This is a genomic window from Streptomyces sp. NPDC003720 (assembly GCF_042875075.1).
Taxonomy (GTDB): Bacteria; Actinomycetota; Actinomycetes; order Streptomycetales; family Streptomycetaceae; genus Streptomyces.
In genome coordinates, this window is sequence record NZ_JBIANZ010000010.1 from 105,674 (window position 1) to 129,282 (window position 23,609).

The 23,609-nt window shown below is 73.5% G+C and carries 26 protein-coding genes and 1 tRNA gene; 15 read left to right on the plus strand and 12 right to left on the minus strand.

The window, feature by feature from the left end:
* Nucleotides 1-70: 70 nt before the first annotated feature.
* Nucleotides 71-1,345, minus strand: coding sequence for an exo-beta-N-acetylmuramidase NamZ domain-containing protein (locus ACFYU0_RS26725; RefSeq protein ID WP_389304644.1), 1,275 nt, complete (start codon nt 1,343-1,345; stop codon nt 71-73).
* A gap of 192 nt (nt 1,346-1,537) precedes the next feature.
* Between ACFYU0_RS26725 and ACFYU0_RS26730 the strand changes: the two genes are divergently transcribed.
* The 3 genes from ACFYU0_RS26730 to ACFYU0_RS26740 are packed head-to-tail and all read left to right on the plus strand — an operon-like array spanning nt 1,538 to nt 4,604.
* The gene (locus ACFYU0_RS26730; RefSeq protein WP_389304646.1) at nt 1,538-2,311 is read left to right on the plus strand and encodes an SDR family oxidoreductase; all 774 of its coding nucleotides are present in this window, start codon (nt 1,538-1,540) and stop codon (nt 2,309-2,311) included.
* A complete protein-coding gene (locus tag ACFYU0_RS26735) occupies nt 2,308-3,987 on the plus strand; it encodes a class I adenylate-forming enzyme family protein (protein ID WP_389304648.1) in 1,680 nt (559 codons plus the stop codon). Before ACFYU0_RS26730 ends, ACFYU0_RS26735 begins: the two co-directional genes overlap by 4 nt.
* A gap of 23 nt (nt 3,988-4,010) precedes the next feature.
* The gene (locus tag ACFYU0_RS26740) at nt 4,011-4,604 is read left to right on the plus strand and encodes a TetR family transcriptional regulator (protein ID WP_199209961.1); all 594 of its coding nucleotides are present in this window, start codon (nt 4,011-4,013) and stop codon (nt 4,602-4,604) included.
* Between the two features lie 82 nt (nt 4,605-4,686).
* On the opposite strand, the gene ACFYU0_RS26745 is transcribed toward ACFYU0_RS26740, so the two are convergent.
* Together ACFYU0_RS26745 and ACFYU0_RS26750 are read right to left on the minus strand one after the other, a co-directional pair.
* Nucleotides 4,687-5,901 carry an acyl-CoA dehydrogenase family protein gene (locus tag ACFYU0_RS26745; RefSeq protein WP_351671126.1) on the minus strand — a complete coding sequence of 405 codons (1,215 nt, stop codon included), beginning with the start codon at nt 5,899-5,901 and terminating at the stop codon, nt 4,687-4,689.
* Between the two features lie 6 nt (nt 5,902-5,907).
* Entirely contained in the window at nt 5,908-6,930 is a 1,023-nt protein-coding gene (locus tag ACFYU0_RS26750) for a phosphotransferase family protein (RefSeq protein ID WP_389304650.1), read from the minus strand.
* Between the two features lie 254 nt (nt 6,931-7,184).
* On the opposite strand from ACFYU0_RS26750, the gene ACFYU0_RS26755 reads away from it, so the two are divergent.
* Nucleotides 7,185-8,132, plus strand: coding sequence for an NADP-dependent oxidoreductase (locus tag ACFYU0_RS26755; RefSeq protein ID WP_389304652.1), 948 nt, complete (start codon nt 7,185-7,187; stop codon nt 8,130-8,132).
* A gap of 299 nt (nt 8,133-8,431) precedes the next feature.
* Here the strand turns inward: ACFYU0_RS26755 and ACFYU0_RS26760 are convergent, their stop codons facing one another.
* The 4 genes from ACFYU0_RS26760 to ACFYU0_RS26775 are packed head-to-tail and all read right to left on the minus strand — an operon-like array spanning nt 8,432 to nt 10,615.
* Nucleotides 8,432-8,755, minus strand: a complete 324-nt coding sequence (locus ACFYU0_RS26760) for a DUF202 domain-containing protein (RefSeq protein WP_389304654.1) — start codon at nt 8,753-8,755, stop codon at nt 8,432-8,434.
* Nucleotides 8,743-9,135 (minus strand): DUF202 domain-containing protein, encoded by a 393-nt coding sequence (locus tag ACFYU0_RS26765; RefSeq protein ID WP_351671134.1) that lies wholly within the window; start codon nt 9,133-9,135, stop codon nt 8,743-8,745. The genes ACFYU0_RS26760 and ACFYU0_RS26765 overlap by 13 nt, the downstream gene beginning before the upstream one ends.
* 21 nt (nt 9,136-9,156) lie before the next feature.
* Complete coding sequence (locus tag ACFYU0_RS26770; RefSeq protein ID WP_351671136.1) at nt 9,157-9,672, minus strand: NUDIX domain-containing protein; 516 nt, start codon at nt 9,670-9,672, stop codon at nt 9,157-9,159.
* 31 nt (nt 9,673-9,703) lie between these two features.
* Nucleotides 9,704-10,615 carry a DMT family transporter gene (locus ACFYU0_RS26775; protein ID WP_389304656.1) on the minus strand — a complete coding sequence of 304 codons (912 nt, stop codon included), beginning with the start codon at nt 10,613-10,615 and terminating at the stop codon, nt 9,704-9,706.
* A 245-nt stretch (nt 10,616-10,860) separates the two neighbouring features.
* Between ACFYU0_RS26775 and ACFYU0_RS26780 the strand changes: the two genes are divergently transcribed.
* The 3 genes from ACFYU0_RS26780 to ACFYU0_RS26790 are packed head-to-tail and all read left to right on the plus strand — an operon-like array spanning nt 10,861 to nt 13,293.
* Nucleotides 10,861-11,895, plus strand: coding sequence for a hypothetical protein (locus ACFYU0_RS26780; RefSeq protein WP_389304658.1), 1,035 nt, complete (start codon nt 10,861-10,863; stop codon nt 11,893-11,895).
* Nucleotides 11,896-11,948: 53 nt separating this feature from the next.
* Complete coding sequence (locus tag ACFYU0_RS26785; protein ID WP_389304660.1) at nt 11,949-12,683, plus strand: molybdopterin-dependent oxidoreductase; 735 nt, start codon at nt 11,949-11,951, stop codon at nt 12,681-12,683.
* Nucleotides 12,667-13,293 (plus strand): cytochrome b/b6 domain-containing protein, encoded by a 627-nt coding sequence (locus tag ACFYU0_RS26790; protein ID WP_351671142.1) that lies wholly within the window; start codon nt 12,667-12,669, stop codon nt 13,291-13,293. The genes ACFYU0_RS26785 and ACFYU0_RS26790 overlap by 17 nt, the downstream gene beginning before the upstream one ends.
* Nucleotides 13,294-13,380: 87 nt before the next feature.
* Here the strand turns inward: ACFYU0_RS26790 and ACFYU0_RS26795 are convergent, their stop codons facing one another.
* Nucleotides 13,381-14,778, minus strand: coding sequence for a gluconate:H+ symporter (locus tag ACFYU0_RS26795; protein ID WP_351671144.1), 1,398 nt, complete (start codon nt 14,776-14,778; stop codon nt 13,381-13,383).
* Between the two features lie 39 nt (nt 14,779-14,817).
* A complete protein-coding gene (locus tag ACFYU0_RS26800) occupies nt 14,818-15,336 on the minus strand; it encodes a gluconokinase (protein WP_389304662.1) in 519 nt (172 codons plus the stop codon).
* 140 nt (nt 15,337-15,476) lie between these two features.
* On the opposite strand from ACFYU0_RS26800, the gene ACFYU0_RS26805 reads away from it, so the two are divergent.
* Complete coding sequence (locus ACFYU0_RS26805; RefSeq protein WP_351671149.1) at nt 15,477-16,178, plus strand: FadR/GntR family transcriptional regulator; 702 nt, start codon at nt 15,477-15,479, stop codon at nt 16,176-16,178.
* A gap of 40 nt (nt 16,179-16,218) precedes the next feature.
* Here the strand turns inward: ACFYU0_RS26805 and ACFYU0_RS26810 are convergent, their stop codons facing one another.
* Nucleotides 16,219-16,593 (minus strand): YchJ family protein, encoded by a 375-nt coding sequence (locus tag ACFYU0_RS26810; RefSeq protein ID WP_351671152.1) that lies wholly within the window; start codon nt 16,591-16,593, stop codon nt 16,219-16,221.
* A gap of 133 nt (nt 16,594-16,726) precedes the next feature.
* Between ACFYU0_RS26810 and ACFYU0_RS26815 the strand changes: the two genes are divergently transcribed.
* The 3 genes from ACFYU0_RS26815 to ACFYU0_RS26825 are packed head-to-tail and all read left to right on the plus strand — an operon-like array spanning nt 16,727 to nt 19,499.
* A complete protein-coding gene (locus ACFYU0_RS26815) occupies nt 16,727-17,038 on the plus strand; it encodes a dsRBD fold-containing protein (RefSeq protein ID WP_351671155.1) in 312 nt (103 codons plus the stop codon).
* Between the two features lie 16 nt (nt 17,039-17,054).
* Nucleotides 17,055-18,359 carry a phosphoribosyltransferase family protein gene (locus tag ACFYU0_RS26820; protein ID WP_351671158.1) on the plus strand — a complete coding sequence of 435 codons (1,305 nt, stop codon included), beginning with the start codon at nt 17,055-17,057 and terminating at the stop codon, nt 18,357-18,359.
* Nucleotides 18,360-18,368: 9 nt separating this feature from the next.
* The gene (locus ACFYU0_RS26825) at nt 18,369-19,499 is read left to right on the plus strand and encodes a CapA family protein (protein WP_351671161.1); all 1,131 of its coding nucleotides are present in this window, start codon (nt 18,369-18,371) and stop codon (nt 19,497-19,499) included.
* Nucleotides 19,500-19,557: 58 nt separating this feature from the next.
* Here ACFYU0_RS26825 and ACFYU0_RS26830 read toward each other — a convergent pair.
* Nucleotides 19,558-19,645 (minus strand) — tRNA-Leu (locus ACFYU0_RS26830).
* Between the two features lie 199 nt (nt 19,646-19,844).
* Between ACFYU0_RS26830 and ACFYU0_RS26835 the strand changes: the two genes are divergently transcribed.
* The 3 genes from ACFYU0_RS26835 (at nt 19,845) to ACFYU0_RS26845 (ending at nt 22,497) form a co-directional block, all read left to right on the plus strand.
* Nucleotides 19,845-21,170, plus strand: a complete 1,326-nt coding sequence (locus tag ACFYU0_RS26835; protein ID WP_351671164.1) for a M20/M25/M40 family metallo-hydrolase — start codon at nt 19,845-19,847, stop codon at nt 21,168-21,170.
* A gap of 148 nt (nt 21,171-21,318) precedes the next feature.
* Complete coding sequence (chpH, locus tag ACFYU0_RS26840; RefSeq protein WP_351671168.1) at nt 21,319-21,552, plus strand: chaplin ChpH; 234 nt, start codon at nt 21,319-21,321, stop codon at nt 21,550-21,552.
* Between the two features lie 141 nt (nt 21,553-21,693).
* Nucleotides 21,694-22,497, plus strand: a complete 804-nt coding sequence (locus ACFYU0_RS26845; protein ID WP_389304666.1) for a chaplin — start codon at nt 21,694-21,696, stop codon at nt 22,495-22,497.
* Between the two features lie 104 nt (nt 22,498-22,601).
* Here ACFYU0_RS26845 and ACFYU0_RS26850 read toward each other — a convergent pair whose 3' ends face one another.
* Nucleotides 22,602-22,790 (minus strand): DUF5703 family protein, encoded by a 189-nt coding sequence (locus ACFYU0_RS26850; protein WP_351664159.1) that lies wholly within the window; start codon nt 22,788-22,790, stop codon nt 22,602-22,604.
* Between the two features lie 47 nt (nt 22,791-22,837).
* Between ACFYU0_RS26850 and ACFYU0_RS26855 the strand changes: the two genes are divergently transcribed.
* The gene (locus tag ACFYU0_RS26855) at nt 22,838-23,575 is read left to right on the plus strand and encodes a hypothetical protein (protein ID WP_389304668.1); all 738 of its coding nucleotides are present in this window, start codon (nt 22,838-22,840) and stop codon (nt 23,573-23,575) included.
* The last annotated feature ends 34 nt before the right edge of the window (nt 23,576-23,609 follow it).

Here is a 23,609-nt window from a genome sequence, read left to right on the forward strand (position 1 = left end):
TCGTGCCCCGAAACGGTGCGATCTGGGCGCATCGTCCCGCCGCCCGGGGGAGTTGGCCAGAGCGGGCGGCTCACTTGTACAGGAGATATCCCGCGCGGACCTTCCGGAACGCCGCCAGCTCGTCCTGCCAGGCGCCGACGACCTCGTCGGTGCCCGCGCCCGCGTCGATCATCGTCCGCACCCGGGTGGAGCCGGTGAGCTTGTCGATCCAGTTGTCCGGGCGCCAGGCGAAGCCGTCCCATACCTTCCGGGCGGTCACCAGCAGCGCGATGCCGGTGCGCACCGGGTCGAAGGCGGCCCGGTCGTGCACGTGGATCTGCACGCCCCCGACCGTCTTCCCCTGGAACTTGGAGAACGTGGGCGCGAAGTACGCCTCCCGGAACCGCACCCCCGGCAGTCCCGTCCCGTTGGCCTCGGCCGCCCACCGCCCGTCGACGCCCTCCGCCCCGAGCAGCTCGAACGGCCGGGTCGTACCGCGCCCCTCGGAGAGGTTGGTGCCCTCGAACAGGCAGGTCCCGGAGTACACCAGCGCGGTGTCCGGGGTGGGCATGTTGGGGCTGGGCGGCACCCAGGGCAGCCCCGCGGCGTCGTAGAACCGGTCGCGTCCCCAGCCCGTCATCAGGACCGTCTCCAGCGGGACGGGCTCGTCCAGGAACTCCCCGTTGAACAGCCGGGCCAGCTCGGCCACCGTCATCCCGTGCGCCTGCGCGATCGGCTGCCGGCCGACGAACGTGGCGAACTCCCGGTGCAGCACCGGCCCCTGGGCCGAGCGGCCGGTCACCGGGTTGGGCCGGTCGAGCACGACGAACCGCTTGCCCGCCAGCGCGGCCGCCTCCATGCAGTCGTAGAGGGTCCAGATGTACGTGTAGAACCGGGCGCCGACGTCCTGGATGTCGAAGACCACCGTGTCCACGCCGGAGGCGGTGAACACGTCGGCCAGCGGCCGGCCGCTCTTCAGGTACGTGTCGTACACCGGCAGCCCGGTCGCCGGGTCGTCGTAGCGGCCCTCGGAGCCGCCGGCCTGGGCGGTGCCCCGGAAGCCGTGCTCCGGGCCGAAGACGGCGGTCAGCCGCACCCGGGGGTCCGCGTGCATCACGTCGACGATGTGCCGGGCGTCCCGGGTGATGCCGGTGGGGTTGGTGACGACGCCGACGCGCCGGCCGTCAAGAAGGCGGTATCCGTCGGCCGCGAGCCGCTCGAAACCCGTGCGCGGATGCCCGGCGGCGGCCGTGGACGCCGCCGGGAGGGAAGCGGTGGTCTTGGATGCCGCCAGCAGGGCCGGCGCCGCCGGGAGGGCCGCGCCGGCCGTGGCCGCCGCCAGTACGCTCCGTCTGGACAGGTGCACGAGGAGACCTCCGTGGGTGGGGAGGTGCGGGCCGTGCGGGGCGGGTCGCGCCCGCGCCGCGGAACCGCACATCGGTACGGCCCCGCGCCCCCGGGGCCTGCCTAGGTTTGCTCCGGCGGCCCTTCCCTCACACATACCGACCGGTTAGTCTGGCCGTCGCTGAGCCGAGTCGCGTCGCGTCGAAGGAGACCGATGGTGGAAGCCGTGCAGGATGCGGGAGTGGTCGTCACCGGAGCGGGCGGGGGGATCGGGGCCGCGCTGGCCCGGCGGTTCGCCACCGAGGGCGCCCGCGTGGTCGTCAACGACCTGGACGCCGACAAGGCCAAGTCCGTGGCAGCGGAGATCGGCGGGATCGCCGTGCCCGGCGACGCCTCCGCCGTCGTCGACGAGGCCCGGGACGCCCTCGGCGGCACCGTGGACGTCTACTGCGCCAACGCCGGCGTCGCCTTCGAGGACGGCGGGGCCGGCGCGCCGCTGGACGAGCGGGCCTGGGCGCTGTCCTGGGACGTCAACGTGATGGCGCACGTCCGCGCGGCCCAGGCGCTGCTGCCCGGCTGGCTGGAGCGCGGTGCCGGCCGGTTCGTCTCCACCGTCTCGGCCGCCGGGCTGCTCACCATGATCGGCGCCCCCTCCTACGCGGTCACCAAGCACGGCGCGCTGGCCTTCGCCGAGTGGCTCTCGCTCACCTACCGCCACCGGGGCGTCAAGGTGCACGCCATCTGCCCGCAGGGCGTGCGCACCGACATGCTGGCGGCCACCGGCAGCGCGGGCGACCTGGTGCTGCAGCCCACCGCGATCGAGCCCGAGGACGTCGCGGACGCCCTGTTCCGGGGCATCGAGGAGGACCGCTTCCTGATCCTGCCGCACCCCGAGGTCGCCGAGTACTACCAGGCGCGGGCCGCCACCCCCGACCGCTGGCTGGCCGGCATGAACCACATCCAGCGCAAGTGGGAGGAGGCCCGGTGACCGAGTCCCGCTACGCGGCCCGCCCCTGGCTGGCCCTGCTCGACGAGGCCCAGCGCGGCCCGGTCGACCCCGCCGACTCCCTGGTGCACGCCCTGCGCCGGGCCGCCGCCGAGGCCCCCGACCGCACATTCCTCGCCTACTTCGACGCCTCCCTCGGCTACCGTGAGGTCGACGACCTGACCGACTCGGTCGCAGCCCACCTCGCGGAGCGCGGCCTGGAGCGCGGCGACCGGGTGGCCGTACTGCTGCAGAACTCCCCGCACTTCGTGCTCGCGGTCCTCGGCGCCTGGAAGGCGGGCGCCACCGTCGTGCCCGTCAACCCGATGTACAAGTCGGCCGAGGTGGCCCATGTGCTGCGGGACGGCGAGGTCGCCGCGCTGATCTGCTCCGACCGGGCCTGGGAGTCGTACCTGCGGGACACGGCCGCCGACTCGCCGGTGCGGATCGTGCTCACCGGCTGCGAACTCGACTTCCAGACCCGCGACGACGCGCGCGTGCTCACCTTCGAGCGGCTGCCCCAGGCCCCCGACGCCGAGGACCTCGTGGCCGTCGCCCGCCGGGGCGGCCGGGCCCCGGCGGGCCGCGACCCGCGCCCCGGCGACATCGCCCTGATCAGCTACACCTCGGGCACCAGCGGCACCCCCAAGGGCGCCACCAACACGCACGGCAACATCATGTACAACGCCGAGCGCCAGCGGACCGGCCTGGGCCTGCCCGAGGCGCCCGTGTACTACGCGCTCGCGCCCCTGTTCCACATCACCGGCATGGTCTGCCAGCTCGGCGCCTGCCTGAACAGCACCGGCACGCTGGTGCTCACCTACCGCTTCGAGCCCGGTGTGGTGCTGGCGGCCTTCGCCGAGCACCGCCCGCACTACACGGTGGGCCCGTCCACCGCCTTCATGGCCCTCGCCGCGCACCCGGACGTCACCCCGGAGCACTTCTCGTCCTTCGTGAACATCTCCTCCGGCGGCGCCCCCGTGCCGCCCGCCCTGGTCGAGCGGTTCCGCGAGCGCTTCGGGCCGTACATCCGCACCGGGTACGGCCTCACCGAGTGCACCGCGCCCTGCGCCTCCGTGCCGCCCGGCCTGGAGTCCCCCGTGGACCCGGTCTCCGGGACGCTCTCGGTGGGCGTGCCCGGCCCCGACACGGTCGTACGGATCGTGGACGACCTGGGCGAGGAGCTGCCCTTCGGCGAGCAGGGCGAGATCGTCGTACGCGGCCCGCAGGTCGTCCCCGGCTACTGGCGGCGCCCCGACGCCACCGCCGAGACCTTCCCCGGCGGCGAACTGCGCACCGGCGACATCGGGTTCATGGACGAGCAGGGCTGGCTCTACGTCGTCGACCGCAAGAAGGACATGATCAACGCGTCCGGCTTCAAGATCTGGCCGCGCGAGGTCGAGGACGTCCTGTACACCCATCCGGCGGTGCGGGAGGCGGCCGTCGTCGGCGTCCCGGACGGCTACCGCGGCGAGACCGTCAAGGCGTACATCAGCCTGCGCCCGGGCGCCGACCCGGACCCGGATGAACTCGCGGTGTACTGCAAGGAGAGACTGGCCGCCTACAAATACCCGCGCCAGGTGGAGATCCTGCCCGACCTGCCCAAGACGGCGAGTGGGAAGATCCTCCGGCGGGAACTGCGCACCCGGGCGCAGGGCAGCGGGAACGACAGTCGGTGACGACGGGAAGGCGGGTGGCGGCAGTGCCCAGGACGACGGACGGAGACGGGACGCCCGTCCCGCAGCGGCTGCTGGACGCCGCCACCCGCCTCTTCGCCGAGCAGGGTTACGACCGCACCTCGGTGCAGGAGATCGTGGAGGCGGCCGGCGTCACCAAGGGAGCGCTGTACCACTACTTCGGCTCCAAGGACGACCTCCTGCACGAGGTGTACGCGCGCGTGCTGCGCATCCAGCAGGAGCGCCTCGACACCTTCGCGAACGCGGACGAGCCGGTCGAGAAGCGGCTCAGGGGCGCGGCGGCCGACGTGGTCGTCACGACGATCGAGAACCTCGACGACGCGATGATCTTCTTCCGCTCCATGCACCATCTGAGCCCGGAGAAGAACAAGCAGGTGCGCGCCGAGCGCCGGCGCTACCACGAGGGCTTCCGCGCGCTCATCGAGGAGGGCCAGCGCGAGGGCGTCTTCTCCACCGCGACCCCGGCCGACCTGGTCGTGGACTACCACTTCGGCTCGGTCCACCACCTGTCGACCTGGTACCGCCCCGACGGTCCGCTCACCCCGCAGCAGGTCGCCGACCACCTCGCCGACCTGCTGCTGCGGGCGCTGCGCCCGTAACCGGCGGCGAAGACGCGTGCGCCCGTGACCGGGCGCTGACGAGGGGCGGCCGCCCGGGCGGCCGCCCCTCGTCAGCTCTCCGCTACAGGTACTTCTTCAGCTCGCGCCGGGCCAGCGACCGCTGGTGCACCTCGTCCGGACCGTCGGCGAGCATCAGCGTGCGGGCGCTCGCGTACAGCTCGGCCAGCGGGAAGTCCTGGCTCACGCCGCCGGCGCCGTGGAGCTGGATCGCGCGGTCCAGGATGCCGACCACCGCGCGCGGGGTCGCGATCTTGATGGCCTGGATCTCCGTGTGCGCGCCCCGGTTGCCTACCGTGTCCATCAGCCAGGCCGTCTTCAGCACCAGCAGCCGCAGCTGCTCGACGGTGACCCGCGCGTCCGCGATCCAGTTCTGCACCACGCCCTGCTGGGCCAGCGCCTTACCGAAGGCGGTCCGCGACACCGCACGCCGGCACATCAGCTCGATCGCCCGCTCGGCCATGCCGATCAGCCGCATGCAGTGGTGGATCCGGCCGGGGCCGAGCCGGGCCTGGGCGATGGCGAAGCCGCCGCCCTCCTCGCCGATCAGGCTGGTGACCGGCACGCGCGCGTGGTCGAAGACCACCTCGGCGTGGCCGCCGTGCGAGTGGTCCTCGTAGCCGAAGACCTGCATCGCGCGCCTGACGGTCACCCCGGGGGTGTCGCGCGGGACCAGCACCATGGACTGCTGCCGGCGGATGTCGGCGCCGTCCGGGTCGGTCTTGCCCATGACGATGAAGATCTTGCAGTCCGGGTTCATCGCCCCGGAGATGTACCACTTGCGGCCCGTGACGACGTACTCGTCGCCGTCGCGCTCGATGTGCGTGGTGATGTTGGTGGCGTCGGAGGAGGCCACCTCCGGCTCGGTCATCGCGAACGCCGAGCGGATCTCGCCCGCCAGCAGCGGCTCCAGCCACTGCTTCTTCTGCCGCTCGTCGCCGAACTGCGCCAGCACCTCCATGTTGCCGGTGTCGGGCGCGGCGCAGTTCGTCGCGGTCGGCGCCAGGTGCGGGGAGCGGCCGGTGATCTCGGCGAGCGGCGCGTACTGCAGGTTGGTCAGGCCGGCGCCGTGTTCGGCGTCGGGCAGGAAGAGGTTCCACAGGCCCTGCCTGCGCGCCTCGGCCTTCAGCTCCTCCACCACGGCCGGGGTGTCCCACGGCGAGGCCAGCGCGGCCCGCTGCTCCTCGGCGACCGGCTCGGCCGGGTACACGTACTCGTCCATGAAGGCGAGGAGCCTGGCGCGCAGCTCCTCGGTGCGCGCGTCGAACGCGAAGTCCATGTCCGGTCAGCCTTCCTGCAGAGTGGTCAGTCCGTGGTCGATGAAGACGGGCACCAGCTCGCCGATCCGGTCGAAGCCGCCGCCCACCGTCTGGCCGAGCGTGTACCGGTAGTGGATGCCCTCCAGGATCACGGCGAGCTTGAACCAGGCGAACGCCGTGTACCAGGAGACGGCGGAGACGTCGCGCCCCGAGCGCGCCGCGTACCGCTCGATCAGCTCGGCGGGCGAGGGGTGCCCGGGCGCCTCGGCGGTCGTGGACACCGGCGACTTCGGCAGGCCCAGCGGCGTGCTGTACATCACCAGCAGTCCGAGGTCGGTGAGCGGGTCGCCGAGCGTCGACATCTCCCAGTCGAGGATCGCCCGGATGGTGTCGTCGGAGCCGATCAGCACGTTGTCCAGCCGGTAGTCGCCGTGGACGACGGCCGGGGCGGGCGAGGCGGGCAGCGCGCGGCCGAGGGCGGCGTGCAGCTCGTCGACGCCGGCCAGCTCACGGTTGCGGGAGGCGTCGAGCTGCTTGCCCCAGCGGCGGAGCTGGCGGTCCAGAAAACCCTCCGGGCGCCCGAAGTCCTCGAGGCCGACGGCCGCCGGGTCCACGGCGTGCAGCCCGACCAGCGTGTCGACGAGCGAGAGCACGGCGTCCCGGGTGCGCGCCTCGCCCAGCGGGGCGAGCTGCTGGGCGGTGCGGTAGGGCGTCCCCTCGACGAACTCCATGACGTAGAACGGCGCCCCGAGCACCTCGTCGTCCTCGCACAGCAGCACGGGCCGGGGGACCGGCACGTCCGTCGGGTGTAGGGCGCTGATCACCCGGTGCTCGCGCTTCATGTCGTGCGCCGTGGCCAGCACGTGCCCGAGCGGCGGCCGCCGGACGACCCAGCGCGAGGCGCCGTCCGAGAGCGCGTAGGTGAGGTTCGACCGTCCGCCCTCGATCAGCCGGCCCGTGAGCGGCCCGGTCACCAGGCCGGGCCGCTCACGGTCGAGCAGCGCGCGCAGCCGGTCGAGATCGAGTCCGGGCGGGTGGTCGGCGCTCATACATCACTCCTACGAACGGGCGAACAGCAACGCGTCTCATGATGCCGACCGGTCGGTATGCCGTCCAGTGTGCGTGCCGAACCGGGCCCCGAACGTGACCGGAGCCACCATAATCGGCGTGCCGCGCGCGCGGCGGCTGGTCATGACGGCCGCCTTCGGGGTACCGGTGGGAGCGACGCAGACGCAGTCACGCGAACGGTGCGCATCCGGCACGACGGTCGTGTGGCGCACGAGGACCCCGGAGGGTCGTGGGCATGAAGGCCATCAGTTACAGCCGCTACGGCGGGCCCGAGGTGCTGGAGTACGGCGAGGCGGACGACCCCAAGGTCGGCCCCGACTCGGTGCTGGTCAAGGTCCGCGCGGCCGCCGTCAACCCGGTCGACTGGAAGTGCCGCGAGGGCTATCTGGACCAGATCCTGGACGCCGTCTTCCCGGTGATCCCGGGCTGGGACGTCAGCGGAGTGGTGGTGCGGCCCGGCGCCTCGGCGCCGGAGTTCTCCGTCGGCGACGAGGTCATCGGCTACGTCCGCGAGGACTTCCTGTCCCGGGGCACCTTCGCCGAGTACGTCGCCGCGCCCGTGCGCACCCTGGCACGCAAGCCGCGCAACCTCTCCTTCGAGCAGGCGGCCGGACTGCCGCTGGCCGGGCTGACGGCCTACCAGGTCCTGGTCAAGGCGCTGGAGGTCAAGCGCGGCGAGACCGTGCTGGTGCACGCGGCGGCCGGCGGGGTCGGCTCCCTGGCCGTCCAGGTCGCCGCCCACCTCGGCGCCCGGGTGATCGGCACGGCCGGCGAGCGCAACCACGACTACGTCCGCGAGCTCGGCGGCGAGCCGGTGACCTACGGCGAGGGGCTGGCGGAGCGGGTACGCGGACTCGCCCCCGAGGGCGTGGACGCCGTCTTCGACACCATCGGCGGCGACACCCTGAAGGTCTCGGCCAACCTGCTCGCCCCGGAGGGCCGGCTGGTGTCGATCGCCGACCCGGAGGTGGCCGGCTTCGGCGGCCGCTACTACTTCGTCCGTCCCGACGCCGAGGACCTGCGCAAGCTGTCCGAACTGGCCGAGCAGGGGGTGCTGTCCGTACACGTCCAGGAGGTCTTCCCGCTGGAGCGGGCGGCCGACGCCCACCGGCTGAACCAGGAGGGACGCACCCGCGGCAAGATCGTGGTGACGGTCGGCCAGGACACCGAGAGCGCCTCCTAGCCCCCGGCCGGGGCGCCGCGGGCGTGTCCTGGACCCGGGCCGGGGCGCCGCGGGCGTGTCCTGGACCCGGGCCGGGGCGCCGAGGGCGCTGTCTGGACCCGGGCCGGGGCGCCGCGGGCGTGTTCCTGGACTCAGGCCGGGGCGCCGCGGGCGTGTTCCTGGACCCGGGCCGGGACACCGAGGGCGCTGTCTGGACCCGGGCCGGGACACCGAGGGCGCCTCCTAGCCCCGGGCCGGGGCGCCGAGGGCGTCTCCTGGTCCCCGCAGCGGCGTTCCCCGGTGCGAGCCGGGGCGCCCGCTCAGACCAGCAGCGCGACCGCGCACACGGCCATCGCCACCGCGCACAGCGCGGCCGCCGTCGCGTACCGCGGCGCGAGCGCGGGCGGCCGGGCCCCGGCCGCCAGGGCGCGGATGCGGTGGTGGGCCACCCACAGGAAGCCCAGCCAGAGCACGCAGCACAGCGCGCATCCGACGACCGCGGCGGCCGACGCCCCGCCGTGCAGCGCGGCCCGCACCGCGAGCACGGCGGCCACGGCGGCCGACAGCGTCGTACGCCGCCAGGCCAGCCGGGTCCGCTCCGGCTGGAGTCCCGGATCCCGGCCGGCCGTGCTCACCCCGCCCACCCGGCCAGCACCACCACGACCATCGCGACCGCCACCACCGCCACGACCAGGCTCAGCACCGCCGGGAACCGGGAGGCCGGCAGGTCCTCGCCCCGCCGCATCGCCCGTTCGCAGCGCACGAAGTGGTTCACCGCGCGCAGCGAGCACAGCACCCCCGCGCCGAGCAGCGCGAGCGCGAGGCCCACCCGCCACGCCCAGCGCAGGTCCGGCAGGAACTGGTCCACCGCGAATCCGCCGCCGATCAGCGCGAGCGCGGTCCGCAGCCAGGCCAGGAACGTGCGCTCGTTGGCCAGCGAGAACCGGTAGTCGGGCGTGCCGCCCTCTTCGCGCACCCGCTCCGGGGCGAACCAGAGCCGGACGTTGCGTACGAACTCACTCACGCCAAGGACCCTACCGGCGCGTCACCCGGCCGACCGGAACGCCCGCAGCCGCTCGTAGGCCGCCAAGCCGTCCGGCACCCACTCCCACTCGCCGAGCCGCCGCTGCACCTCCTCCTCGGACAGGAAGTCGTGCCACTGCACCTCCTCGGCCTGGGGCCGCACCGGAAGCTCGCACTGCACCTCGTACACCGCCGACCACCAGCTCTTCCCGGCCCCGTCGTCGTAGAGGAACCTGAAGAGGAACTCCGGCCGGGGCAGCCCCGACACGCCCAGTTCCTCCTCGGCCTCGCGCAGCGCCGCCGCGTCGTAGGACTCGCCCGCGCCCACCACACCGCCGACGAACATGTCGTACAGGGAGGGGAAAACCAGCTTGGTGGGGGTGCGGCGGTGCACGAACAGGCGCCCGGCCGCGTCCCGGGCCTGGACGAAGACGCACCGGTGGCGCAGGCCCCTGGCGTACGCCTCGCCGCGCGGGACCCGCGCGACCACCTGGTCGTTCTCGTCGACGATGTCGAGGATCTCGTCAGCAGGATTCATGCCCGTATCCAAGCAGGCCCGGCACGCGGGCTCAGCGGGCCTGGAGGTCCCGGGCCCGCTCGGACGCCGCGGCGCCGGACGGCATCGCCGGGTGCAGCCCGAGCAGCACGATGCCCGCGACGATCGCCGCGAGCCCCGCCGCCTCCCAGGCCAGCGCGCCGGTGTCGGTGCGCAGCCGGTCGCCGAGGAAGCCCACCCCGCACAGGATCCCGGCCAGCGGCTGGGCCGCGGTGAGCGCCGGCAGGGACATCCGCAGCTCGGCCGTCTCGAACGCGCTCTGCACCAGCACCAGCCCGGTGACGCCCAGCGCCAGCACCCCGTACGGCTGCCAGCCGGTGAGCAGCTCCGGGAAGCCGCCGGCCGCGAAGCGGGTGCCGCAGATCCGGGTCAGCGCGTCCTGCACGCCGTAGAGCAGCCCGGCGGCGGTGGCCAGCAGCCCCGGGCCCCCGTCCAGCCGGGACCGCTTGGCGCAGGTGGTGAGCAGCAGGGCCGCGCCGAGCATCGTGCCGATGATCAGCCAGTGCCGCACCGGGTCGGTGACGGCGCTGCCGGCGCGCGGCTCGCCCGCCACGATGAACGCGCTCACGCCGCCCGCGAGCAGCCCGAGCCCGGCCCAGCCCTGACGGCCGAGCGACCTGCCGCTCCTCAGCCGCGACAGGGCGAGCGCGAACAGGAGGTTCGTCGCGAGCAGCGGTTCGACCAGCGAGATCTCGCCCTTGCCGAGGGCGACGGCGCCGAGCACCATGCCGGCCACCATCAGGGCGATGCCGCCCAGCCAGCGCCGCACCCGCATCAGGTCCAGCAGCAGCCGGAACGACAGGAAGTCGCTGAGCGGTGCCTGCTGCGCGACGCTCTGCTGGAGGACGAAACCGAAGCCCACACAGGCGGCGGCGCTCACGGCGAGCAGGAGAACCAGAACGGACACGCTGCGTACCTCGATCATCCGGCCGGACAGGCCCTGGTGGCCGACTGTAGCGTCCCCTCGACGCCGTGCCATGGCGTACGCCACACCGTCCCGTCCGCACGTCCCCCGGATCCGGTGGCGACCAGCGGGTCCGTGCCCCAAGTGCCCGCCGTCACAACCTGGTTGAAGAGGGCAACACTCCGGTTCCGCTTGACGCAAACCAAGGCTGGGGGTTTGCTGTGCGTGATCGGTCGATGGCAGCCCGAGAAACAGGAAGTCCCGCGGTGCCCCCAACCCCGTCCCTGCTCGGCGCCCGCCGTGCCCACCCGGACCAGCCGGGCGGCACCGCCCCGGAGGACCAGGGCCTCTTCGACGAGGCCCTGGACGACGCCGGACTCCTCGCCGCCCGCGCCGCGCTGGCCCAGGGCCGGCGGCAGGCGACCCGCGCCCTGCTGCTGCGCACCGGCGACGACTGGGACCGCCGCGGCCATCGCCTCACCGTGCTCGCCGGCGCGCCGTACGCCGCCGCCTGGGCCCAGGACTGGCTGCTCGCCGAGCCGGACTCGCCCGACGCCGCCGCCCTGTACGCCCTGGCGCTGGTCCGGCGGTCCTTACGCGGCAAGGAGAGCCCCGACCGGGCCCGCGCCGCCTGCCGCGCCGCCGCCGCCCTGGCCCCCGCCGACCCCACGCCCTGGCTCGGCCTGGTCCAGCTCGCGCGCGTCCTCGGCCCCGAGCGCGAACTGCTGCGCGCCTTCGCCGAACTGCGCGAACGCCACCCCGAACACCACCACGCCCACCATCTGCTGGTCGCCCGGCTCGCCGAGCGGCCTCAGGGCGGCCGGGCCGAGTCCCACGAGGTGTACGACCTCGCCGAGCGGGCCGCCGCCGAGGCTCCCGCCGACTCCCCGCTGGCCGTCCTCCCGGTCGTGGCGTACGCCGAGCGCTACCGCGTCCTGGCCGCCACCGGCCTGGCCCCCGCCGACCCGTCCGGCAGCGGGCACTGGTCGGGCCCCCGGGCCCGCGGTGTGCTGCGGGCGGCCTTCGAGTGGTGGCTGGAGTGGGAGCACGACGAGCACCCCCGCCGCCACACCGACCTCAACCACCTGGCCTTCGCGATGTCCTGCGCCGGCCGCCCGGCCGAGGCGGCGGCCCTGTTCCGCCGCATCGGCCGGCACGCCACCGCCGTCCCCTGGTCGTACCCGCACCGCGAGCCGGGGCCGGCCTTCCGCGCGGCCCGCGCCCGCGTGCTGGGCGGGGACCCGCGCCCGCGCGGCGGGAGCGCTCCCGCACAGGGACGGGAAGTCATTACGGAACTCTGACCGGGGCCCGCACGGGCTGGCCCCGCCCCGGCCGCAGGTGCTCGAATGAACACGTGAACCCCGAACAGCCCGAGGACCCCGGCGCCCAGGGCCGGCCCGTCGGCCGCCGCGTCTTCCTCGGCACCCTCGCGCTCGGAGCGCTGGGCGTCGCCACCGCACCGGTGGTGCAGCGCGGCCTGGAGGGCGTCCTCGGCGGCCTCTCCGGCAGCGACCCGACCGGCCTGACCGGCCTGCTGCCCAACGGCGGCGGCTTCCGCTACTACTCGGTGGCCGCGTCCGTCCCGCACAAGAGCCCCGCCGACTACCGGCTCACCGTCGACGGCCTGGTCGACCACCCGCGCACCTACACCCTCGCCGACCTGCGCGCGCTGCCGCAGACCCGGCTGGTCAGGGACGTCCAGTGCGTCACCGGCTGGCGGGTCCCGGGCACCCCCTTCGAAGGCGTCCCCCTCTCCCGGCTGCTGGACGCGGCCGGAGTCCGGGCCGCCGGCCGGGCGGTCCGCTTCACCTGCTTCGACGGCACCTACGCCGAGAGCCTCACCCTGGAGCAGGCCCGCCGCCGGGACGTCCTGGTCGCGCTGCGCATGCAGGACAAGGACATCGGCCACGACCACGGCGGCCCCGTCCGCCTCTACGTCGCGCCCATGTACTTCTACAAGTCCGCGAAGTGGCTCTCCGGCATCACCGTGACCGACCGCGTCCAGCCCGGTTACTGGGAGCGGCTCGGCTACGACGTCGACGCCTGGGTCGGCCGGTCGAACGGACGGACCGATGAGCCTACGAGCTGACACCCCCGCGCCGCCGGACTCCCGCGTCCGCCGCTTCGGCCCGGCCCAGCGCTGGGTGCACCGCGGCACCGCCGCGCTGATGGGCGTGTGCGTGCTCACCGCGGCCTGCCTCTACATCCCGCAGCTCGCCGTGCTCGTCGGCCGCCGCGAACTGGTCGTCCGGATCCACGAGTGCGCCGGGCTCGCCCTGCCCGTCCCCGTGCTGCTGGGCCTCGCCTCCCGCGCGTTCCGCGCCGACCTGCGCTTCCTCAACCGCTTCGGCCCGCACGACCGCGTCTGGCTGTGGGCCGCGCTGAGCCGGGACAAGCGCCGCTCCTCCCGGCCGGCGGGCAAGTTCAACGCCGGCCAGAAGGTCTACGCGGCCTGGATCGCCGGGGCCACGCTGGTCATGCTCGGCACCGGCCTGATGATGTGGTTCACCCACTTCACCCCGCTGGTCTGGCGGACCTCGGCGACATTCGTGCACGACTGGCTCGCCCTGACGATCGGCGTGGTGCTGGCTGGGCACATCGGCATGGCGCTCGGCGATCCGGAGGCGCGGCGCGGGCTGCGGACCGGCACGGTGAGCAGGCGCTGGGCCGAGCGGGAGCACCCGCTGTGGCGCCCCTGAGACACGACTCACCCCCTCCTCGGCGCACGGGGAGGGGGTGAGCGGCGTTCTCGGCGCCCGCGCGGGGCGCCTTCGGTCGCCGCGCGTCTATATGACGAGTGACAGCAGCAGGACCAGCCCGCCCGCGACCACCGAGATGATCGTCTCCATCACCGACCAGGTCTTCACCGTCTGGCCGACGCTCAGCCCGAAGTACTCCTTCACCAGCCAGAAACCGGCGTCGTTGACATGGCTGAAGAAGAGCGAGCCGGCGCCGATGGCGAGGACCAGCAGAGCGGCGTGGGTGGTCGACATGTCGGCTGCGAGGGGCGCGACCAGACCGGCCGCCGAGACCGTCGCCACCGTCGCCGAGCCGGTGGCCAGCCGGATCGCGACCGCGATCAGCCAGGCCAGCAGCAGCGCCGGGATCGACCAGTCCTTGGAGATGTCCAGGATCATCTGGCCCACGCCGCAGTCGATCAGCGTCTGCTTGAAGCCGCCGCCCGCGCCCACGATCAGCAGGATGCCGGCGATCGGCATCAGGCCCTTCTCCACCGTCTGCTGCAGCCGGCCCTTGCTGAACCCGGCGGGCCGGCCCAGCGTGAAGAAGCCGACGATGACGGCGGCGAGCAGCGCGATCAGCGGGGAGCCGACGACGTCGAAGACGCGCTGCGTCATGTTCGCGGTGTCGTCCACCACGATGTCCACCAGCGCCTTGGCCAGCATCAGCACCACAGGGAGCAGCACGGTGGCCAGCGTCGGGCCGAAGCCCGGACGGCGCTCCAGCTCCTCGGACGGGCGCTGCGGGATCATCCGCTCGGGAGCGGGGACGTCCACCCAGCGGGCGGCGAACCGCGAGAAGACCGGACCGGCGATGATCACCGTGGGGATGGCGACCAGGATGCCGAGCGCCAGCGTGACGCCCAGGTTGGCCTTGACCGCGTCGATCGCGACGAGCGGGCCGGGGTGCGGCGGGATCAGGCCGTGCATCACGGACAGACCGGCGAGCGCCGGGATGCCGATGCGCATCAGGGAGTAGTTGCCGCGCTTGGCGACCATCAGCACGACGGGGATCAGCAGGACGATGCCGACCTCGAAGAACAGCGGCAGACCGATCACGGACGCGATCAGCACCATCGCCCACGGCATCGACCGGCCGCCCGCCTTGGCGAGGATCGTGTCGACGAGCTGGTCGGCGCCGCCGGAGTCGGCGAGGAGCTTGCCCAGGATCGCCCCGAGCGCGATCAGGACGCCCACGCCGGCCACGGTGCTGCCGAGCCCGGTGGTGAAACTGACGATGGCCTTGTCCAGCGGGGCGCCGGCGACCGCGCCGAGCACCAGTGACCCGATGGTCAGCGACAGGAAGGCATGGAGCTTGAACTTGGTGATGAGCAGCACGATGACGGCGATGCCCACCAGGACGGCGATGCCGAGCTGGGCATGGCCGGCGGAGGTGATCGGCGGAGGTGCGTCCGCTGCCAGCATCTCGACGCTGAGTCTGGTCACGGGGGTTCCCTTGCAGGTACGGGGGACGGGGGTGAGGTGTTACTCGGAGGTCTCGGAAAGCGCGTCGAGGGCCCGCACGGCGCGTGCGGTGATCTCCTCGGGGCTGCCGCCGACGTCCACGGCCGCTCCGGCCTCGTCCGGCTCGAGCGGCTGCAGCGTGACGAACTGGGAGTCCAGCAGCGCCGTCGGCATGAAGTGACCCTGCCGGTGCGACATCCGGTCCTCGATCAGCTCGCGGTCGCCCGTGAGGTGGAGGAACACCACCCCCGGAGCGACGGACCTGAGCCGGTCGCGGTACGACCGCTTCAGGGCCGAGCTGCTGACCACACCGCCGAGTCCGGCCCGCCCGTGCGCCCAGTGCCCGATGGCCTCCAGCCACGGCCACCGGTCGGCATCCTCGAGCGGAACGCCGGCCGTCATCTTCTCGATGTTGGCCCGCGGGTGGAAGTCGTCGCCCTCGGCGTAGGGGACACCCAGCCGGGCGGCGAGCAACGGACCGATCGTGGTCTTGCCCGTCCCGGCGACGCCCATCACGACGACGACCTGGGGGGTGCGCATGACTGCCTCGCTGTCTTCCTCGACATCCGACGCCACTTCGGCGTCGCCACACTGAAACCCATTAGGTACGACGAATTCAAGAGTGTGTGACGTATAAGTCTGACTTTTTGTCTCCGTGATCCAGGCCGTACGCTGAGTCCATGAGCACACCGGGCCGAGGGCTGCACGGCCGCGTACTGGACACCCTCGGTCCCGCGATCACCGCGGGTGAGTATCCGCCGGGCAGCGTGCTGCGCACCGACGAGCTGGCACAGCACTTCGAGGTCTCACGCTCCGTGATGCGCGAGGCCGTCCGCGTGCTGGAATCAATGCACCTGGTCGAGTCCCGCCGCCGGGTCGGCGTCACCGTCCGCCCCAAGTGCGAGTGGAACGTCTACGACCCGCAGGTCATCCGGTGGCGTCTGGCGGGCGCCGACCGCCCGCACCAGCTGCGCTCACTGACCGTGCTCCGCTCCGCCGTCGAACCGGTGGCCGCCGGCCTCGCCGCCGGCCACGCCACACCCGAGCAGTGCGCCGAACTCACCGAGTGCGCCCTCGGGATGGTGGCCAACTCGCGCGGACACCGGCTCCAGGACTACCTGGTCCACGACATCGCCTTCCACCGGGTCATCCTCACCGCCTCCGGCAACGAGATGTTCGCCCGCCTCGGCGACGTCGTCGCCGAGGTGCTGGCCGGGCGCACCCATCACGAGGTGATGTTCGAGGACCCCGACCCGGCGGCCGTCACCCTGCACGTCCAGGTCGCCGAGGCGGTCCGCGAAGGCGACCGCGCCCGCGCCGAACGGCTCACCCGGGAGATCACCGAGGGCGCCCTCCAGGAACTGGACATCCTCGCGCCCTGACGCCCCCAGCACGGGCCCGGACCGCACGCACCGGCCGGGGTCAGTCGAGGAAGTCCCCGTCGACGTACACCCACGCCCCGTCCACCCGCTCGAACCGGCTCCGCTCGTGCAGCGAACCGCCCCGGTAGGAGGCGCGGAAGGTCACCGTCCCCGCGCGGTGGAACGCCGAACCCTCCCCGGTCTCCAGGATCTCCAGGCCCGTCCACCTCATCCGCGGATCCAGCTCCAGCCGCTCGGGCCGGGTCCGCGGATGCCAGGTCCGCAGCAGGTAGGCCGCGTCCCCCCGGACGAACGCGCTGTACCGCGACCGCATCAGCGCCTCGGCGGTCGGCGCGGTGGCCGGCCCGGAGTGGAAACGGCCGCAGCAGGCGTCGTAGGACAGAGGGAGCCCGCAGGGGCAGGCGCGTGAGGTCATGCACCTCATTCTGCCCGGGCCGCCGCCCCGCTCCGCCGCCGGTGCGGCACCCGCCCGTCCGGTGCACAGTGGAAGGGGTGACGCGCGCCGGCGCGCCCCGTCGGCCTCGCAGCGCAGTGAGGAGAGACGGACCATGACTCGACCCCTGAGCAGCCGTCCTCCGTCCGTCAAGGAATGGCGGCTGAACCTCTACCTGTCCGAACACGACCCGGACACCACCGCCCGGATCGTCCTGGACACCGGAGACAACGTCCTGGAGAGCCACGCCGAGGCCCGCCGCAACCCCTACGACACGGCGGTGCCCGACATCGGCGACGAACTCGCCGCCGGACGCGCGCTGATCGCCATGGGCCGGGTGCTGCTGCGCGCGGCCGCGGGCGACATGAAGGACATGGGCGCGAACGACCGGGAGGCCCCCGCGCCGCTCTGGCTGTCCCGGGAATGAAGTGAGGGGGCCCACCGTGCTCTTCACCGACCGGATCGAGGCGGGACGGCGCCTCGGCGCGCGCCTCGAGTACCTGAGGGGCCAGGACGTCGTGGTGCTCGGCCTGCCCCGGGGCGGCGTCCCCGTCGGCGCGCAGGTCGCCGAGGCCCTCGACGCCCCGCTGGACGTCTGCCTGGTCCGCAAGCTGGGCGTCCCCAGCCAGCCCGAGCTGGGCATGGGCGCCATCGGCGAGGACGGCGTCCGCGTCATCAACCAGCAGGTGCTGCGCGGCAGCGGGGTGTCCGCGGCCGAGCTGGACCGGGTCGAGGCGCACGAGCGCGCCGTCCTGGCCCAGCGCGCCGCCCGCTACCGCGGCGACCGCCGGCCGGCCGGCGTCGCCGGGCGGACCGCCGTCATCGTCGACGACGGCGTGGCCACCGGCTCCACCGCGCGCGTCGCCTGCCGGATCGCCCGGGCCCGGGGCGCCGCCCGGATCGTGCTCGCGGTCCCCGTCGCACCCTGGGACTTCCCGCACCGGCTCACCGGGGAGGCCGACGACCTGGTCTGCCTGGCCACCCCGGCCGACTTCTACGCGATCGGCCAGTTCTACGGCGACTTCACCCAGGTCGCCGACGACGAGGTCACCGCCTGGCTGCGGCAGACGGCCCACCGCCACGAACGCTTCGCCGGCACCGGCCCCGAGGACCGGGAGGCGGAGATCGCCGCCGGAGCCGTCCGGCTGCGCGGCCGGCTCACCCTGCCCGCGGGCGCGACCGGAGTGGTCGCCTTCGCCCACGGCAGCGGCAGCGGCCGGCACAGCCCCCGCAACCGGTTCGTCGCCGGCGGACTGAACGAGGCCGGACTCGGCACCCTCCTCTTCGACCTGCTCACCGAGGACGAGGAGCGCGACCGGACCAACGTCTTCGACATCGCGCTGCTGGCCGGCCGGCTCCGCGACGTCACCCGGTGGCTGCGCGAGGAACCCGACGCCGAAGGGCTCGCGGTGGGCTACTTCGGCGCCAGCACCGGCGCGGCCGCCGCCCTGTGGGCCGCCGCCGAACCGGCCACGCGCCCCGCCGCCGTCGTCTCCCGCGGCGGCCGCCCCGACCTCGCCGGCCCCCGGCTGCCCGAGGTGAGCGCGCCCACCCTGCTCATCGTGGGCGGCGCCGACCGGCAGGTGCTCGAACTCAACCGGGAGGCGCGGGCCGCGATGCGCTGCGAGAGCCGGCTCGAGGTGGTGCCCGGCGCCACCCACCTCTTCGAGGAGCCCGGCACGCTGGAGCGGGTGACCGAACTGGCCCGCGACTGGTTCACCGACCACATGGCCCCGGCCCACGTGTAGGCCCGGGCCATGCGCGAGGGCGCCGTCACCCTCTTCCTCGCCGGTGACGTCATGCTCGGCCGGGGCGTCGACCAGATCCTGCCGCACCCCGGCGACCCCGCCCTGCGGGAGGACTACGTACGCGACGCCCGGGACTACGTCGCCCTCGCCGAGGCCGCGAACGGCCCGATACCCCGCCCGGTGGCCCCGGCCTGGCCGTGGGGCGAGGCACTGCCCTGCCTGGACCGGGCCGCGCCCGACGTACGCGTGATCAACCTGGAGACCGCCGTCACCCAGGACGGCGACTTCGCGCCCGGCAAGGCCGTCCACTACCGGATGAACCCCGCCAACCTGTCCTGCCTCGCCGCGGCCCGCCCCGACGTCTGCGCCCTGGCCAACAACCACGTGCTCGACTTCGGGCCCCCCGGTCTGGCGGAGACCCTCGACAGCCTGGCCGGGGCCGGCCTGCGCACGGCCGGAGCGGGCCTCGACGCGGTCGCGGCCTGGCGGCCCGCCGCCGTGCCCCTGAGGTCGGGCGGACGCGTCCTCGTCTTCTCCTTCGGGATGCCCTCCAGCGGTATCCCGCACGGCTGGGCCGCCACCGCGGACGGCCCCGGAGTGGCGCTGATCCCGGCGCCGACCCCGGCCGGCGCGGCCGCCTTCGCCGACTGCCTGGGCCGGCTCCGGCGGCCCGGCGACCTCGTCGTCGCCTCGATCCACTGGGGCCCCAACTGGGGATACGGGATCCCCCGCGGCGAGATCCGCTTCGCCCATGACCTGGTCGACGCCGGAGTGGACGTCGTCCACGGCCACTCGTCCCACCACCCGCGGGTACCCGAGGTGTACCGGGGCCGGCTCGTCCTGTACGGCTGCGGCGACCTCGTCGACGACTACGAGGGCATCAGCGGCTACGAGCGCTACCGGGACGACCTGCGCCTGCTGTACCTGGTGACCGTCGAGGAAGGCACCGGCCGGCTGACCCGCCTGCGCATGGTGCCCCTGCGGGCCCGCCGGATGCGCCTGGAACACGCCTCCGCCGAGGACACCGCCTGGCTGCGCACCGTGCTCGACCGGTGCGGCCGCGACCTCGGCACCCGCGTCGAGCAGCGGGACGACGGCACCCTCACCGCACGGCCCCTGCACGCCACCGCGCCCCGCTGACGAGCAGCCGGGCCGCTTCCAGGGCATGCGAAAGGCCCCCGCGGAGCGAGGGCCTCACTGGTGTCCGAGGGGGGACTTGAACCCCCACGCCCGATAAAGGGCACTAGCACCTCAAGCTAGCGCGTCTGCCATTCCGCCACCCGGACAAGGTGTCTGTCGTGCGGGGTTTCCCCCGCGGCGACGAAGGAAACACTACCAGGCTTTCGGGGGTGGCCGATCACACCCCGTCCCCGCGGCCCGCCCGGCGCGAACGGCGTGTGACGGATCGGGCCCGCTCTTGGGCGCGGGGCGGGGCCGGGGGGAGGATGGACGGGACCACCAGCAGTGACAGTGGGAGGAATCAGCGTGAGCGAGACGGACACGGCCAGGGGCGTCACCGGCGAGGACGAGGTCGTGGACCTCTGCCGCGAGCTGATCCGGTTCGACACCAGCAACTACGGCGACCACTCGGGGCCCGGCGAACGGGCCGCGGCCGAGTACGTCGCCGAGAAGCTCGCCGAGGTCGGGCTGGAGCCGGAGATCTTCGAGTCGCACCCCGGCCGCGCCTCCACCGTGGCCCGCATCGCGGGGGAGGACCCGTCCCGGCCCGCGCTGCTGATCCACGGCCACCTGGACGTCGTGCCGGCCAACGCCGCCGACTGGACCCACGACCCGTTCTCCGGCGAGATCGCCGACGGGTGCGTGTGGGGGCGCGGGGCCGTCGACATGAAGGACATGGACGCCATGACCCTCGCGGTCGTGCGCGACCGGCTCAGGAGCGGACGCCGGCCCCCGCGCGACATCGTGGTGGCCTTCCTCGCCGACGAGGAGGCGGGCGGCACGTACGGCGCGCGGCACCTGGTGGACAACCACCCCGGCCTGTTCGAGGGCGTCACCGAGGCGATCAGCGAGGTGGGCGGTTTCTCGTTCACGGTGAACGAGCAGCGGCGGCTCTACCTGATCCAGACGGCCGAGAAGGGCATGCACTGGATGAAGCTGACCGTGGCCGGCACCGCCGGTCACGGGTCGATGATCCACCGCGACAACGCCATCACCGAGCTGTCCGAGGCCGTCGCCCGGGTCGGCCGGCACAAGTTCCCGGTCCGGGTCACCAAGACCACCCGGGCCTTCCTGGACGAGCTCGGCGACGCCCTCGGCACCGAGCTGGACCCGGAGAACATGGAGGCCACCCTCGCCAAGCTCGGCGGCATCGCCAAGCTGATCGGCGCGACCCTCTCCAACACCGCCAACCCCACCCAGCTCGACGCCGGCTACAAGGTCAACGTCATCCCCGGCGAGGCCACCGCGCACATCGACGGCCGGTTCCTGCCGGGGCACGAGGAGGAGTTCCTCGGCGACCTCGACCGGCTCCTCGGGCCGAACGTCCGCCGCGAGGACGTGCACGCCGACAAGGCGGTCGAGACCACCTTCGACGGCGCGCTGGTCGAGGCGATGCAGTCCGCGCTGCTCGCCGAGGACCCGACCGCCAAGGCGATCCCCTACATGCTCTCCGGCGGCACCGACGCCAAGTCCTTCGACGACCTCGGCATCCGCGGCTTCGGTTTCGCGCCGCTGAAGCTGCCGCCGGAGCTGGACTTCGCCGGCATGTTCCACGGCGTGGACGAGCGGGTGCCGGTGGACGGGCTGAAATTCGGCGTCCGGGTGCTCGACCGGTTCATCGACGCGTCGTGACGTCCTGGGCCGAGGTAATCGGGCGGCTGTGCGAGATCGACTGAGAAGAGTGAATGCGACGATAAGCTCGTAGCCCCATTAACCCCTCCTCGTTACAGGTGATGTGATCCCCGCACCTTGGGATCGCATTGTCAACTAGGAGGAATAAATGATCAAGAAGGTCGTCGCTGCCGCGGCCGCCACCGGTGGTCTGGTTCTCGCGGGGGCGGGCCTGGCCGTCGCCGACTCGGGTGCCCAGGGTGCCGCCACGCACTCGCCGGGCGTCGTCTCCGGCAACGTCGTCCAGGTGCCCGTCCACGTTCCGGTGAACGTCTGCGGCAACACGGTCGACGTGATCGGGCTCCTGAACCCCGCCTTCGGCAACGCCTGCGTCAACGACTGACGCCGACTCCCCGAGGGGCGTCCTTTACGAGCCGTCGGCCCCGGAGCGCGAGCCATGCGCTCCGGGGCCGACCGGCCTTTCTCCGCGAATTCCCTTTCGCGGAGGGTGCAGAGATCTTCGAAGGCAGGGGGGAATTCCGTTATGCGACAGAGCACCCGCAAGGGTCTTATGACCATGGCCGCCGCCACCGGCGTGATCGCCGCCGCGAGCGGCTACGCACACGCCGACGCCGGCGCGGCCGGCTCCGCCACCGGTTCGCCCGGCGTGCTGTCCGGCAACACCGTGCAGGCGCCGGTGCACGTACCGGTGAACGTCTGCGGCAACACCGTGAACGTGATCGGGCTCCTCAACCCGGCCGCGGGCAACGCGTGCGCCAACCACGGCGGCAGCGGCTCGGGCGGTCACGGCGGCTCCCACGCGAGCGGCCGCAGCGACCACTCGCCCGGCGTCGGCTCCGGCAACACCGTCCAGGTGCCGGTCGACGTCCCGGTGAACGTGTGCGGCAACAGCGTCAACGTCGTGGGCGTCGGCAACGCCGCCAAGGGCAACGACTGCGCCAACGGCGGCGGCCACCACAACCCGCCCGGCAACCCGGGGCAACCGGGCAACCCCGGTACTCCGGGTCACCCGAGCCACCCCGGTCACCCGGGCCACCCCGGTCACCCGGGCCACCCCGGCCACCCGAGCCACCCCGGCCACCCGGGCAACCCCCATACGCCTGGCACCCCCGGCCACCCGGGCACGCCGGCCACTCCGCCCACCGACACCGGCCGGACCCCGCACGGTTCGTCCCAGGTCAGCGCCCAGGGCGGCTCGCAGCAGTCCGTGGGCGGCGGTCAACTCGCCCACACCGGAAGCGAGGTGCCGCTCGGGCTCGCGCTGCCGGCCGGCGCGGGCGCGCTGCTCGCGGGCGCGGTCCTGTACCGCAAGGCCCGGGCCGCCTAGCCGGAACGCCGGGACCGGTACACCGTGGCCGAGAGGCCGTGGAAACCGGAGCGGGCCCCGCCGTCCCGGCGGGGCCCGCTCCGTTGTTCATGCGTCGTCCTGCCTCACCACGTGGCCCGCGCCTGGCGGATGATCCGCCGGCGCAACCGCACCTTGCGGCTGCCGTCGCGCAGCAGGCTCAGTCGGTCCAACTCCCAGTGTCCGTACTCTGCATGGTCCGTCAGCAGACGCGTGGCGTCCTTGCGGGACACCCCGCGAGGCACGTACACGTCGACAAATTCGTATTCCGGCATCGCATCTATTGTGCGGGCTGGTGCCCGGTACGGATAGCGTCTGCACTATGTCTGATGCTGCGCAGCCCACCGCTGCCGAGGTACGCGCCGCCGTCGAGGCGGTCAAGACCGCGCTCGACCGTCACCTGGCCGCGGTCGAACGCAGGACGGGGGAGGACGACCAGGCCGTCTACGAGGCCTTCAACGAGCTGGCCTCGGCCGCCGAGACGTACGACGAGCTGCTCTACGACCGCTACGACGAGGTCACGCCGTTCGAGATCCCCGGTGCGGAGGAGTCGCTGCCCCCGTACGCGGGCCCCGGGGAGCCGAACGCCGTCAGCGTGCTGATCCGCCGCGACTACTCCGTGGCCGAGCCCCAGCGGCTGCTGGCGCAGGCCCAGCGGGTCGAGGCGGCGGAGTACGACGACGCCGAGGCCGCGAACGAAGAGGCCGCCGCCACCGTCCCCGGGGCGCTCGGGGTCCTCTTCGGCGAGTTCGAACCGGACGAGATCGCCTCCCGGCACAAGGAGTTCGGCCTGGAGGAGGGCGACTCCACGCTGTGGGTCACCGCCGCGGACGAGCCGGCCGAACCCGGTGAGTGGCTGGAGGCCCCGTTCGACGAGGTCGACCCGGAGCGGGTGCTGTGCCGGTTCGACGTCAGCGCGGTGTTCGACGAGGACCACGAGGACGACGACGAGGACCACGAGGACGACGGGATCGACGACGGGGGCCTCGACGAGCTGGACGCCGACGACGAGCTGGACGGCGACGACGACGATCTGGAGCCGCTGGACGCCGAACGGTGACCCGGCGGCCCGGCGGCGCCGCCCGGGCCGCCCG